Annotated in this window: 11 protein-coding genes and 1 tRNA gene; 6 read left to right on the top strand and 6 right to left on the bottom strand. The window is 40.9% G+C overall.

Features of this window, described 5'->3' with window-relative positions; all coding sequences use genetic code 11:
* Positions 1–4 precede the first annotated feature (4 nt).
* From VB693_RS20040 to VB693_RS20020, 5 genes are all read left to right on the top strand, one after another.
* On the top strand, positions 5–859 hold the full coding sequence (locus VB693_RS20040; protein WP_323267784.1) for a hypothetical protein: 855 nt from the start codon (positions 5–7) through the stop codon (positions 857–859).
* Positions 860–1,130: 271 nt separating this feature from the next.
* Positions 1,131–2,426 carry a hypothetical protein gene (locus tag VB693_RS20035; RefSeq protein ID WP_323267783.1) on the top strand — a complete coding sequence of 432 codons (1,296 nt, stop codon included), beginning with the start codon at positions 1,131–1,133 and terminating at the stop codon, positions 2,424–2,426.
* Positions 2,427–2,437: 11 nt separating this feature from the next.
* The gene (locus VB693_RS20030) at positions 2,438–3,454 is read left to right on the top strand and encodes an ATP-grasp domain-containing protein (RefSeq protein ID WP_323267782.1); all 1,017 of its coding nucleotides are present in this window, start codon (positions 2,438–2,440) and stop codon (positions 3,452–3,454) included.
* Positions 3,455–3,470: 16 nt separating this feature from the next.
* The gene (locus VB693_RS20025; protein ID WP_323267781.1) at positions 3,471–4,622 is read left to right on the top strand and encodes a DegT/DnrJ/EryC1/StrS family aminotransferase; all 1,152 of its coding nucleotides are present in this window, start codon (positions 3,471–3,473) and stop codon (positions 4,620–4,622) included.
* A gap of 72 nt (positions 4,623–4,694) precedes the next feature.
* Positions 4,695–6,881: a GumC family protein gene (locus VB693_RS20020; RefSeq protein WP_323267780.1), complete on the top strand. Its 2,187-nt coding sequence runs from the start codon at positions 4,695–4,697 to the stop codon at positions 6,879–6,881.
* Positions 6,882–7,095: 214 nt separating this feature from the next.
* Here the strand turns inward: VB693_RS20020 and VB693_RS20015 are convergent, their stop codons facing one another.
* From VB693_RS20015 to VB693_RS19990, 6 genes are all read right to left on the bottom strand, one after another.
* A complete protein-coding gene (locus tag VB693_RS20015; protein WP_190701510.1) occupies positions 7,096–7,320 on the bottom strand; it encodes an indolepyruvate ferredoxin oxidoreductase subunit alpha in 225 nt (74 codons plus the stop codon).
* A 308-nt stretch (positions 7,321–7,628) separates the two neighbouring features.
* Positions 7,629–8,840: an ATP phosphoribosyltransferase regulatory subunit gene (locus VB693_RS20010; RefSeq protein ID WP_323267779.1), complete on the bottom strand. Its 1,212-nt coding sequence runs from the start codon at positions 8,838–8,840 to the stop codon at positions 7,629–7,631.
* A gap of 290 nt (positions 8,841–9,130) precedes the next feature.
* A complete protein-coding gene (locus VB693_RS20005; protein ID WP_323267778.1) occupies positions 9,131–10,087 on the bottom strand; it encodes a J domain-containing protein in 957 nt (318 codons plus the stop codon).
* 127 nt (positions 10,088–10,214) lie between these two features.
* Entirely contained in the window at positions 10,215–11,027 is an 813-nt protein-coding gene (locus VB693_RS20000) for an inositol monophosphatase family protein (RefSeq protein WP_323267777.1), read from the bottom strand.
* Positions 11,028–11,307: 280 nt separating this feature from the next.
* The gene (locus VB693_RS19995) at positions 11,308–11,859 is read right to left on the bottom strand and encodes a thermonuclease family protein (protein ID WP_323267776.1); all 552 of its coding nucleotides are present in this window, start codon (positions 11,857–11,859) and stop codon (positions 11,308–11,310) included.
* 88 nt (positions 11,860–11,947) lie between these two features.
* The gene (locus tag VB693_RS19990; protein WP_323267775.1) at positions 11,948–12,316 is read right to left on the bottom strand and encodes a 2Fe-2S iron-sulfur cluster-binding protein; all 369 of its coding nucleotides are present in this window, start codon (positions 12,314–12,316) and stop codon (positions 11,948–11,950) included.
* Positions 12,317–12,420: 104 nt separating this feature from the next.
* Here VB693_RS19990 and VB693_RS19985 point away from each other — a divergent pair.
* Positions 12,421–12,507: transfer RNA gene (locus VB693_RS19985), tRNA-Ser, on the top strand.
* Positions 12,508–12,827 lie beyond the last annotated feature (320 nt).

Below are 12,827 nucleotides of genomic sequence, written 5' to 3'. Positions count from 1 at the left end.
TAAAATGTCAATCAATAATTTGCAGATACGAGATGTATCAGAAGCCAAGTTAGTACCGATAACAGAAGAAGAATATGCAAACTGGCTGCGAGGGAAAGGAACACGTATCATCAAGCATAGAGGTAGATATTGGCAAGAAAGCTATCCTGGTTTTTTTCAACCTGTTCATTTGTTAGCTCGTTTAAGCTATGAACAAGCCACCGCGCCACAAATTTTCAATTGGGGATTTCAGACAACTCTAGATACTAATGATGCAGCCTTTGCTAATGGAGTATTACCCATTCATCTGTTGTCTGAAATAGAAAACTACGATTTGCAGAGTTTGTCCGCAAATCGCAGGGGACAAATTCGCAAGTCTCATAAGTTAGTTAAGTTTGTTGAGTTAACTGGCCCAAAGCTTTTGCAAGAACAAGGACATGAAGTTCTTGCTTCAGCATTAAAGAGGACAAATTATGGCAATCTCAAAAATTATTTAGCAGATATTGCTAATCTAGATTTCCAGCATTGGTTTGTGATGGGGGGTTTAATTGAAGGCAAATTAGGTGCTTTTATGACTGCCTATGCTATTGATAACACAGCATATATGCACACACTTCATATTGCAACTGAGGCATTATCAACCTGTATTAGCCCAGGGTTGCATTTTGAATTTGTACAAATGTGCCGTCGTTCAGGTAAAATTCGGGAAATTGCTCATAGTTTGCACTCTAGAGAAGACTCAGCACTCTGTACTTTTAAAGATGGGATGCGCTTCGGTGTTCAGAGGATTCCTTCTAAAGTAGAAATAAATCCGATCATAGCCAAATTTATTCAGAAGCGATATCCAAATAAATATTATCGTTTAACTGGACAAGATTAATAAGTAGTCGGAAAAAATTAAATTCATGGGTGGAGATAGGGTATAGGGGACAGGGTTATAGGTTACGGGAAAAAATTAATTCTGTATGATTACTTACCAACTTATATACTCATACTCTGATCAGACTAATTAACTGTCCAGAAATCCAGGTTATGTAAGAAGCTTTCTATTTGGCATGATTGTTATAGTCTCCCTTTTTTAGGGGGATTTATGAGAATATCAAAATATTTGATACGGAACTCAGGACTTTTAAAACATACTTCAAGTATCTATGCAATTAACAAACATTGTAGTCAATCAGTCTATTTCTCCAGAAATTGAAATGCCTCTTTCTTGGACAAGACTATTCTATTTAGAAAAAGAGTATGGAGATTCTTTTTTTATCCTCGACATCAAAAAATTTGAGAGCAACTATCAAGAATTTTTACAAGCTTTTCGGGCAATTTATCCCAATACCCATCTTGGTTATTCTTATAAAACTAATTACATTCCTAAGCTATGCCAGAGTGTAAATTTTATGGGAGGTTATGCGGAAGTTGTTTCTCAAATGGAGTATGATTTAGCGATCGCAATTGGTGTACCGCCATCGAGAATTATCTTTAATGGCCCTTTAAAATACTCAGAAGATATTGAAAGAGCAATATTAGCTGGCTCTATCGTTAACTTAGATTGTTTAGAAGAAGTTGACATAGTTACAGCATTAGCGCGAAGATTGCCTGATCAGCAGATTGCAGTAGGACTAAGATGTAACTTAGATGTGGTGGGTATAGGTCGGATATCCCGATTTGGATTTGATGTAGAAGGAGGCGCACTAGATGATGTTTTTAAGGTATTTAGAGAATTAAATAATTGTTCTGTATTGGGATTGCATTGTCATATTTCTTCACCAACTAGAAGTGTAGAATCTTATAAGTTACGCACTCAGAAATTAATAGAACTTAGTGATTATTACTTTCAGGAAAAACCGCCGCAATTTATTGATGTGGGAGGTGGTTTCTTTGGCAAAATGAATGATGATTTGAAGGCGCAATTTGACTGTTATATTCCCAGCTATCAGGAATATGCAGAAGCGATCGCACCCCAATTAAAAAGTAGATTTCCTGGTAATTATACCCCAGAGCTAATCGTTGAGCCAGGTGTAGCCGTTGTTGCCGATGTACTTAAGTTTGTTGCTAAAGTAGTGGGGATGAAAACAGTACAATCACGCCAGATTGCATTGGTTGTTGGCAGTATCCACAATATTAAACCAACTTTAACAGGCAAAGAATTGTCATTGCAAGTCTATAGAAGTGAAGAAAATTCTGATCATAAAAATATCAGTCCCCCGGTGGATTTAGTGGGATATACTTGCATGGAACATGATTGTTTATATAACAATTATTCCGGTCAAATAGGCATTGGAGATTATGTAGTTTTTGATAATATCGGCGCATATACTGTAGTCTTTAAACCTCCCTTCATTCGCCCCAATCCTCCCATTATTAGCTATGATTCTACCTTGAATGAATATGACTTAATCAGAAGGAGAGAAACTACTAAGGATGTTTTTTCTACCTATGTGATATGAAAGGTAAAAATATGAATATCATGTTGACTTGTGCGGGAAGACGGAACTATCTGATTAAATTCTTCCAGGAGGCTTTAGAAAATCGTGGATATGTATTCGCTGGTGATGCTAGTCTAGAAGCTCCGGCACTTCAGGAAGCTGACGAAAGTTTTTTATTACCATCTGTAAATCATCATGACTATTTTGGAAAATTACTCTATATCTGTGAACAAAAACAGGTTCGTTTGTTAATTCCACTCAATGATTTAGAATTGCCACTGTTAGCAAAACAACGCGATCGCTTTTTCAAAATCGGAACTATCCCAGTGATTTCTGATTCGGAAGTCATAGATATTTGTTTTGATAAGTGGGCTACTTGCCAGTTTTTAAATAATCTGGGGATTGCCACACCCAAAACTTATCTTTCTGTTAATCAAGCCAAAGAAGCTATTAAGCAAGGGGAAATATCTTTTCCCTTAGTCGTTAAACCTCGTTGGGGAAGTGCATCTATAGGTATTGAATACCCAGAAGATGAAGAAGATTTAGAATTAGCGTATCGCTTCGTCAAAAAATTGCTGAGTAAATCATTTCTGGCGGAGATTAGCTCTACCGACTCTGCGCAATGTATCCTGATTCAAGAAAAGTTACTCGGACAAGAATATGGTCTGGATATTGTTAATAATTTAGCAGGCACTCACATCAATACTTTTGTCAAACGAAAGTTAGCTATGCGAGCCGGAGAGACAGACCGAGCGATAACTGTTTCTCATGAGGGTATGAGCCGAATTGGTGAGCAAATCGGCCAAAATCTCGGACATATTGGCAATCTTGACTGTGATGTGATGCTGACTGAAAAAGGGGCGTGTGTGTTAGAAATGAACCCCCGTTTTGGTGGCGGTTATCCATTCTCTCAAATAGCAGGGGCAAATCTACCAGCAGCATTGATCGCTTGGGCAAATGGGGAAACGCCTCATCAGCAATGGCTGAAGGTACAAACTAATACCATGAGTTCAAAATGCGATCGCCTTGTCAACGTCATGAGCAATTAAATCTCTCAAAATAAAGATGAATAAACCTATTCTTCTATCAACGCCACATATAGGTGCTGACGAACTAGAATTCGTCAAAGAAGCATTTGCATCTAATTGGATTGCTCCCGTTGGCCCTCACGTTGACGCTTTCGAGGCAGAATTTTGTCAGGTGACTGGTGCTGGTTATGCTGCTGCTGTCAGTTCTGGGACTGCGGCTTTGCACTTGGCTTTACGATTGGTGGGAGTAGAGGTTGGGGACGAGGTGTTTTGTTCTACTTTAACTTTTGCTGCTACCGCCAACCCCATAGTTTATTTAGGTGCAAAGCCAGTCTTTATTGATAGCGATCGCAATTCTTGGAATATGAACCCAGACTTGTTGCATGAAGCCTTGCACAATCGTGCATATCAAGGTAAATTACCAAAAGCTGTAATAGTGGTACATTTATATGGACAAAGCGCAGATATACAGCCCATTCTCCAAGTCTGCAATCAGTATGAAGTTCCCCTGATAGAAGATGCAGCAGAAAGTTTAGGTGCTACCTATAAAGGACGTTCTCCTGGCACATTTGGACGCATTGGTATTTACTCTTTTAATGGCAATAAAATCATTACCACCTCTGGTGGTGGAATGTTGGTGTCTGACGACCCAGAATTGGTCGCAAAAGCTCGTTTTTTGGCAACTCAAGCCCGCGATCGCGCTCCCCACTACCAACACTCAGAAATTGGCTATAACTACCGCCTTAGCAATGTTTTAGCTGGTATTGGTCGCGGTCAATTGCTGGTTTTAAATGAGCGAGTCGCAGCTAGAAGACATAACTTTGAAATCTACACATCTGCGTTAGGAAAACTACCAGGATTAGAATTCATGCCAGAAGCTGATTATGGAAGAGCAACTCGCTGGCTAACTTGTCTCACTATCAATTCTCAGGCATTTGGTGCAGACCGAGAACAAGTCCGTCTAGCACTTGCCAAACAGCAAATTGAATCTCGTCCCGTTTGGAAACCTTTACACCTCCAGCCTGTGTTTTCTGAGTGTGAATGTTTTGGCGGTGCAGTAGCAGAAGATTTATTTATATGCGGTCTTTGCTTACCTTCTGGATCTAATCTGACCAACGAAGATTTAGCAAGAGTGATTGATGGAATTACAACAATTCACTATGGTACTCACGAAAACCAAACTCATTGATTCATGGTTTAAGATTCGATGTACTTGAAACACCTAACAATTAAATTCGGTTTTTAATTATCCCAATTAATTATGGAAAATCAAGAATATAATTCTTCGTTTGATAAATATTGGCACATCTTCAAGCGTCGTAGAATGTCGGCAATATTTATTTTTCTGCCTGTTTTTTTGGCTTCATCAATAGCAATTTTTTATTTGAGAAAACCTGCTTATTTAGCGGAGGCAAAACTAAAGTTTCAAAGGACAAATACTACTTCAAATTTAACTGGTTTAGGAACAGAAATAAATAAGTTGGAGTCAGTCGCACAAAATCAGCTAACTAATCCTCTCAATACAGAAGCAGAGGTGATACGGTCTACACCGCTTGTTAAAAAAACCATAGCTAGACTTAATTTGAAAGATAATCAAGGTCGTCCTTTAAAAACTAAAAAGTTTCTCAAAAAACTCAATGTAAAAGATGTTAAAGGCACTGATATTCTGCAAATTTCTTACCAAGATAGTAACCCTGAAATGTCCGCCAAAGTCGTTAATACTCTAGTGGAAATATATTTAGAGCAAAATGTATCTTCTCTCAGAGGTGAAGCATCTGCTGCCCGCAAATTTATCGAAAAACAACTGCCAGATGCAGAATCAGTTGTTCAAAAAGCAGAGGCAGAACTAGCGAGGTTTAAGGAAAACTACAAAGTTGTTAATTTACAAGAAGAAGCAACCAAAGCACTGGAAGTCATTACAGACCTACAAAACCAAATGAATGCCGCTCAATCTAGAGTTGCTGATAGTGAGGCACAGTCTCAATCAATCCGTAAACAGCTTGGTATGAACTCACAACAGGCTGTAATGATGACTTCCCTCAGCCAGACTTCCGGAGTACAAAATATTTTGCAAGAAATCCAGCAACTAGAATCACAACTCACGGCAAGGCGCAATATTTTACAAGATAGACATCCACAGATTATTGAATTAGAAGAACGATTAACCTCATTAAATAGGCTATTACAACAACGAGTCAATCAGGTTGTAGGCACAAATCTATCTCAACTAAATCAGAACCTACAACTGGGAGCTTTACAACAACAACTATCCGGTAGACTAGTGGAATTAGAGTCAATTCGCCTAGGTTCAATCAAGCAATTTAGTACCTTATCTAACTTACAAGTTGCCTATAAACAACGTCTGAATAATTTACCAAGGTTGGAACAAAAACAGCGTCAGTTAGACCGTAAAGTACAAGTTTCTCAAATTACTTATTCATTGCTATTACAAAAGCTGCAAGAAAGTCGCATAGCAGAAAATCAAAATGTTGGCAACGCCAGTATTATATCCTCGGCTGAAACTCCAGACGAGTCAATGTCTTCGCCAATAATTTCTTACTTGAGTGCTGGCTTATTAGCTTTTATAGCAGCTTTAGCAACTGTGTATATTTTGGAGGCAAAAGATAAGTCTATTAAAACTATTGATGAGGCTAGAACATTGCTTGGTTTAACCTTATTAGGGGTAATTCCTAGAGTTAATAAATTGAGAAAATATGCTGATGAAGATGAAGGAATAGAGTATTATAGTCAGAGGATTATTATGAGAGATTTTCCTCGTTCTGCCATCAGTGAAGCTTACCGGATGTTAAGAGCAAATCTGAGGTTTATGAGTGCTGATAAAGAGTTAAAAGTGATCGTTGTCACTAGCTCTGTACCGCAAGAAGGTAAATCAACAGTAGCGGCTAACTTAGCCACAGCATTAGCCCAGAAAGAACATAAGGTATTACTAATAGATGCAGATTTACACCGTCCAGTACAGCATAAAATCTGGGATATCAATAATAGTCAAGGTCTGAGCAATGTGATTGTTGAGCAGGCAGAGACGACAAAAGCAATTAAGCCAGTTATGGGTTATTTAGATGTCCTGACGTCTGGAGTAGTACCGCCTAATCCTGCATCTCTCTTGGACTCCAAACGCATGGCAGCTTTAATCGACACCTTTGCGACTAAATACAATTTTGTGATTATTGATACTCCAGCCTTAAATGTTGCTGCTGATGCTGCTACTTTAGGACAAATGGCTGACGGCGTTTTATTGGTAGTTCGTCCAGGGGTAGTAGATTCAGTGAATGCGGCTTTCGCTAGAGAATTTTTAGAAAAATCTGGTCAGAATGTTTTAGGACAGGTAGTTAATGGCGTGATTTCCCACAATGAACGCTACAGCTACTACTTTGCTGAGGAAGATTACCTACAAGAAAGTTTTAGTATGGCAAAAGTTAAGGTCTGAACTCAAGTGGGTGTGTGTAGGCATCCTCTAAACAGGTAATCGATAAAATATATAATTTACAAACTACTTAAAACACTTGTGTTTTAGTTTCTCTTGGTGACATTCGGGTTTAGTTGTTGGTAATGGCTAATGGGGTAGCAATTATTATTCATTACCTGTTAACCATTACCGCCTCTCACTTGATAGCTAGCTGAAGTTGCTAGCTATGACAAAATTAAGGAGTTTTTTGTAAATCAGGTCTTTCTTCTGGAACGATCGCATCTGCAACAGGGCAAACTTGAATACAGATACCACAGTCAATACAGGTAGAGAAATCAATCCAGTACCAATCAGTTCCCTTGACATTTTTACCAGGGCCTTCATGAATACAAGCTACTGGACAGGCATCTACGCAGTCGGCGACACCTTCACAGACATTAGTAACAATAGTGTGCGGCATTTGTATAGATTCCCTCTCTTTTAAATCAGCTTTTTCTAGCCTAGCAGGGGATTGGGGATTGGGGACTGGGGACTGGGGAATAGGAATTTTAGATTTTAGATTATTCAATCCAAAATCTAAAATCTAAAATTGAAAAGCTGGAGATTGGGGACTGGGGATAAATCAAGTCAAAAGTCAAAAGTCAAAAGTCAAAAGTCACAATTAATGCCAGAAATTAAATATGCGTTATTCAGAGAAAGAGACGTAGGAATGTTGCATCTCTTTCTCTCAGGACTCAGGACTCAGGACTCAGCACTCAGCACTCAGCACTACCTAACGCTCTCGATTGTAGGCGTTCCGTCGGCTTTAATCCAAGCGATTTGGGCAATATTGCGATCGCCTGCGTATTGTCTAATTGCGGCTGCATCTTTGCCACCTAAATCCATTTCTACCCGGACTAGATGAGTAGAATCACGCAGCTTTTGGGCATAGGCAAAGGCCGCAGCGTGAGTAATTGGTGTTTCGGAAACTACTAACCAGTTACTAGCCGGGGTTTCTTGCGGTAATTGTTGAGTAGATAATAAAACTTGATACAGGTCTTCAATATTAAGTACAAAGCCAATACCAGGAATATCTTCACCTTGGGGGTGATATAGTCCCAAAAGCTTGTCATAACGACCACCGCGTCCTAAAACCTGTGCTTGCGATTGGCTACTGCTGACAATTTCAAAGACAATGCCGGTGTAGTAGTCTATGGTTTGAATTAGACTGAGGTCGAGAATAATAGGAAATTCCCCCTCTGATTCTAATAACTCTACTAGAGATTTGAGGTTATTAACTGCCTCTTGTTGCTCTGCATCTAAACCCAGACTGCTGACTTTTTGTAATACATCGGCACTATTGCCACGCAAATCTAACATGATTCTGGCGCGATCGCGCAGTTCGTCAGTTAAAGGCAGAGTATCTATTGTAATGCGGTCAAGATGAGCGATCGCAGTGCGAACTTTAGCACGTAGATTTTCTGGAAAAGCATTCAATAGCGATCGAGTGATTCCAGCTTCACCTAAAATTAAATGCCAGTTCTGTAAATCTAACGCCGCCAAGCAATTGCTTACCAACAGCAACACCTCAGCGTTGGCTAGCAATCCACCTACACCTAACAACTCCACTCCAGCTTGATAAAACTCTTGCTGACGATTGTGTCTGTTTTCCCAGATACGGCGAAAGACGTTGGCATTATAGTACAGTCGTTGCGGATAAGTAGTACCCGCCATCCGTGTCGCCACAGCACGAGCAATAGAAGCTGTCAACTCTGGCCGCAATCCTAACTCTTCATCTTCAGTATTTTGTAGTTGAATCACCATCTGGCGTTGAATTGCTTCCCCCGCCATCAGGGTATCCATACGTTCCAGCGTTGAGGTAATAATCCGGTGATATCCCCAACGGTGAAACACCTGTTGTAATCTATCTTCAATCCAGCGTTTTTGAGCCACATCTAGAGGTAATAAATCCCTCGCTCCTGCGGCTGGTTGATACACCATTCATCCTCCGTTATTTACCCCGGTTTCCTGCAAAAAGGCAGACTGCACATTGCGTTTTCTGTTCCCGCCTATGCAGCCAAGTATATGGGAAAAGGTAATGAATCAATTCAAAATTCAAAATTCAAAATTCAAAATAAATTTTAGAGCTTGTTTGAAAAGGGTCTTTCTGTGTCATGTTGAACGAAGTGAAATATCTCAGTATGCGCCTGAAGCCTAGATTCTTCGCTCCGCTCAGAATGACAAATTATACCTTCTCGGACTTTTCAAACATCCTCTTAGCTCGACTTTCTTTATTTTTTCTTCCCACTAAATAAACCACCAAATAACCCACCTCCAGATTTATCTGGTTGTTTTTGGCCAGAATTATGAGGTGCATTGCCCTTGGGACTACTAGATTGTTGTCCTAGGACTTTATCTAGTTTAGGCTTCCACGCCAACGCTGTTGGATCGTTAGGGTCTAGTTTTAAAGCATTGTCAAAGTGGATTTTAGCCATTTTCAGTTGATTTTGCTTTAAATACACAAATCCCAGCAAACTATGACAACGACTATTTTTTGGTCCAATCTTCAGTGCATCTTGTAACTCTACTTTGGCCGGAGCAAATTGATTTTTATTAATCAAGCTTTGAGCGCGACGGAGATATTGTTCAATGGCTGGATCTTCTTTAGATGGTGGTGGTGGTGGTGGGGGTGCAGCAGGTGTATTTGGTTGGGATGAATTGGAGTTAGCAGTAGATTGAGCAACTGGTAGTGGCGGTGGGGCTAAAGCTTTACCAGCACTCCGCATTAAGTAAACTAAATTCAACTCGCTGATTTGAGAAATAATGGGGATTACCTGCTGCAAAGAATTGTATTGAGTTTCAGCAATTTTAGCGATCGCACTTTTATAAACATGATCAATATTAGGAGATGCTGCTAACTGTTTAGCTAAGTCGGTAGTCAGTTCGATTGAAGCTGATTCCTGTGTCAACCGCTTACCTATTTGAGACAAAACGATGATGTATTCCGAACGAGTGCGTTCTACTGATAGTGCTTCGTAAGCGGGGTTAACTAACTTCGATAATAATTCAATAGCCAGTTTCTTTTCTGTCTCAGTATGAATCACACTGCTATCAGGATGTAAAAGACGGGCAATTTTTAGATATCGCTTGCGGATTTCTCTGACATCAGCGTCAACTGGGACACACAAAATAGCGTGATTGTCTATGAACTCATATTGAAATAATCCACGGTCTATTCTTAAAGACATATAGCACTTCTCACCAAAGGAGCAGTTATATTTTTTCTAGTTTACTTCGCTCACCAAGGTAAGCGTCAGTATTACCCTGTGATTATTATTCCCTTTGGTGAATGATTAGCTATCTGTTGTTATGTTTTTATTGCCAAGCTAATAGAGGTGGTACTTGCATTAATGCCTTACTGAGGTTGTCGTGAAGATTACCATTGGTTGCGAGAATTCTACCAGAAGCGATTTTAAATGGCGTGCCATCATAAGCAGTGACCTTACCACCAGCTTCTTGTAACAAAATTATCCCAGCCACAACGTCCCAAGGAGATATTCCCCGTTCCCAATAACCATCGACACGGCCACAAGCGACGGAGGCTAAATCTAAAGCTGCTGAACCACTACGTCGCACCCCTTGGGTAAGATGGGTGAGGTGACAAAATTCGGCATAGTTATTATCCGATGTTTCGCGACGATCGTAGGCAAATCCTGTCACCAACAAGCTTTTACTCAATTCAGTTGTTTCAGAAACATGAATTGGACGGCGGTTGCGTGTTGCACCCAAACCAGCAGCCGCCCGGAAAAGCTCATCATGAAATGGGTCATAAATCACCCCCACCTGCGGCGCACCATCAATTAACAAACCAATGGAAACACAAAAAGCCGGGTATTGATGAGCGTAGTTAGTCGTACCATCGAGAGGATCAATCGCCCAGAGATATTGATGATCTTGATTACCAATTTTCCCCGATTCCTCCGCCAAGATGGAATGCTCAGGAAAATGGCGGCGCAAAATTTCTAAAATTACTGCTTCTGAAGCTTTATCAGCAGCAGTCACTAAATCCCCAGGACGACCCTTTTCCGTAATCGCATCTTCTAACTTACCTAAGTACCCTTGCAAAACAACACCCGCAGCCAGTGCAGCTTCTGTTGCAATATCAAGAAAAATTTGCAGGTTAGTCAAGTCGCTTCGCTCCAATTAAAAATTAAAAATTCAAAATTCTTGCATTAAAGACTTAAGAGTGGGGGCAGAATTAATTAATTCAAAATTATTCTTACCCTTCCTCACAGAATTGTGTTGGCGCAGCCTTTCCGTAGGGTATTTTGCATTTTGAATTCCAAAAAAGGCATTAGTCATTAGTCATTGGTTAATAGGTATTGGGCATACTCTCCCTTATCTCCCACTCACTACTCAGCACTCACTACTCAGCACTCACTACTCAGCACTCAGCACTCAGCACTCACTACCGATTAAGACGACGAAACTCAGCCGGAGTCTGACGCATGGGTTTTTCTGGATTCCAGATACCTTTACCCATGATTCTCGCCCATTGTTGAGCGCGTTCTAAACGTTGATTGTATTTTTGATTAGGCGATCGCGCTACAAACAAAGCATACCCTTGTTTGACCACTTGTTCGTTTAACAACTGGTTATCTTTCCACACGTAGGCTATGGTTCGACCAATTTTGTCTTTGGCTTCGATATCAAACTCCAGGGTTACAGGTTTTTCTAAATCGCCAACCAACTTTTCTACAAGTTCCTTAGACTGATCTCCCCAGGGATACTGACGCAAATCTGGCGCATCTACACCAACTAACCGCACCTGGGAAATTAAAGTTGGTTGTTCAGCCATCCCCACCACTTCCAAAGTCTGACCACTCACTACCCGCGCCACCCTCACCTGCTTTTGATTGTTCTCAGACTGAGTCCTACCTTGACAACTCACCAAGAGTAATAAGCAAGCGAGAATGGCAAGTTTTCGCAACCAGTTTTTGAAGGACTGAGGATTGGGCATGAAACAACATTCTTTCTCCCCTGCACCCCTGCACCCCTGCTTCCCCTGCTTCCCCTGCCTCCCCTGCTTTCCTATCCCCATATCGCAACTAATCTTCATCTAACGGTAAACCCGCTTTAACTCGCCCCTTAGCGAAGTATTGCCCAAACTGGAGTTCATAAACTTCATCTTCGTCTTGGGTTTCTACTTCCAAGTCAGAACGAGCATAACTCACGCACAACAAAGCATAACCTTGCCGACGCAATTCTAGGGACAAGCCTACTGCCTCTGGTTGATAAATATCCCCCGACACCACCCGCACAGCGCAAGTGGTGCAAGCTCCATTACGACAGGAAAAGGGCAATTCTACCCCTTGGTGTTCGGCGGTGTGGAGGATGTAACGGTCATCTGGTACTTGGAGGGTGTACTGTTCGCCAGTGGCGCGATCGCGTACTGTAATTGTGTATGTGTCGGACATCTTAGATTTGGTTTTGAGACGTTCAGAATCAGGCTAAAAAAAATTCCCTTCTTTATCTTTGCATTTTCTGGGATTTCATGTTACTATTGTAAATCGTGACACCTGGAGAGGTGGCCGAGTGGTTGAAGGCGCAGACCTGGAAAGTCTGTTTGGGGGAAACTTCAACGAGGGTTCGAATCCCTCCCTCTCCGTTACTCAGGCTAGTTTAAATATATAGTTTGCACCCGATTTCTACAAATGGTCGGGTGCAAATTATCATATTAGACCATTCTCAATAGACGTAGGGTGGGCAATACCGACGACATGAAGAGTGCTGAGTTGCGTTAGCGGTAGCGCGGCGTTGAGCCGGTGCTGAGTTGAAAGACCGCCCACGTTCGCGCAGCGTTCTGTAGGGAGGGACAGAGCTTTTACCTATGAAACAGCCCTAATCAATCCCCTCTCTACATCAGGGTTTTAGGAAAAAACTTGCAAGTCATAATTTTGACAACAACTTAAAAGCTTTTCCTTGATC

The organism is Anabaena sp. UHCC 0399, assembly GCF_034931465.1.
Lineage (GTDB): Bacteria > Cyanobacteriota > Cyanobacteriia > Cyanobacteriales > Nostocaceae > Trichormus > Trichormus minutissimus.
The sequence above is the reverse complement of the archived record's forward strand: the minus strand, read 5'-3'. Positions and strand labels throughout refer to the sequence as shown.

Coding starts and splice junctions, on each gene's coding strand:
- VB693_RS20040 (WP_323267784.1), top strand. CDS start 5: ATGTCAATCAATAATTTGCAGATACGAGATGTATCAGAAGCCAAGTTA.
- VB693_RS20035 (WP_323267783.1), top strand. CDS start 1,131: ATGCAATTAACAAACATTGTAGTCAATCAGTCTATTTCTCCAGAAATT.
- VB693_RS20030 (WP_323267782.1), top strand. CDS start 2,438: ATGAATATCATGTTGACTTGTGCGGGAAGACGGAACTATCTGATTAAA.
- VB693_RS20025 (WP_323267781.1), top strand. CDS start 3,471: ATGAATAAACCTATTCTTCTATCAACGCCACATATAGGTGCTGACGAA.
- VB693_RS20020 (WP_323267780.1), top strand. CDS start 4,695: ATGGAAAATCAAGAATATAATTCTTCGTTTGATAAATATTGGCACATC.
- VB693_RS20015 (WP_190701510.1), bottom strand. CDS start 7,320: ATGCCGCACACTATTGTTACTAATGTCTGTGAAGGTGTCGCCGACTGC.
- VB693_RS20010 (WP_323267779.1), bottom strand. CDS start 8,840: ATGGTGTATCAACCAGCCGCAGGAGCGAGGGATTTATTACCTCTAGAT.
- VB693_RS20005 (WP_323267778.1), bottom strand. CDS start 10,087: ATGTCTTTAAGAATAGACCGTGGATTATTTCAATATGAGTTCATAGAC.
- VB693_RS19995 (WP_323267776.1), bottom strand. CDS start 11,859: ATGCCCAATCCTCAGTCCTTCAAAAACTGGTTGCGAAAACTTGCCATT.
- VB693_RS19990 (WP_323267775.1), bottom strand. CDS start 12,316: ATGTCCGACACATACACAATTACAGTACGCGATCGCGCCACTGGCGAA.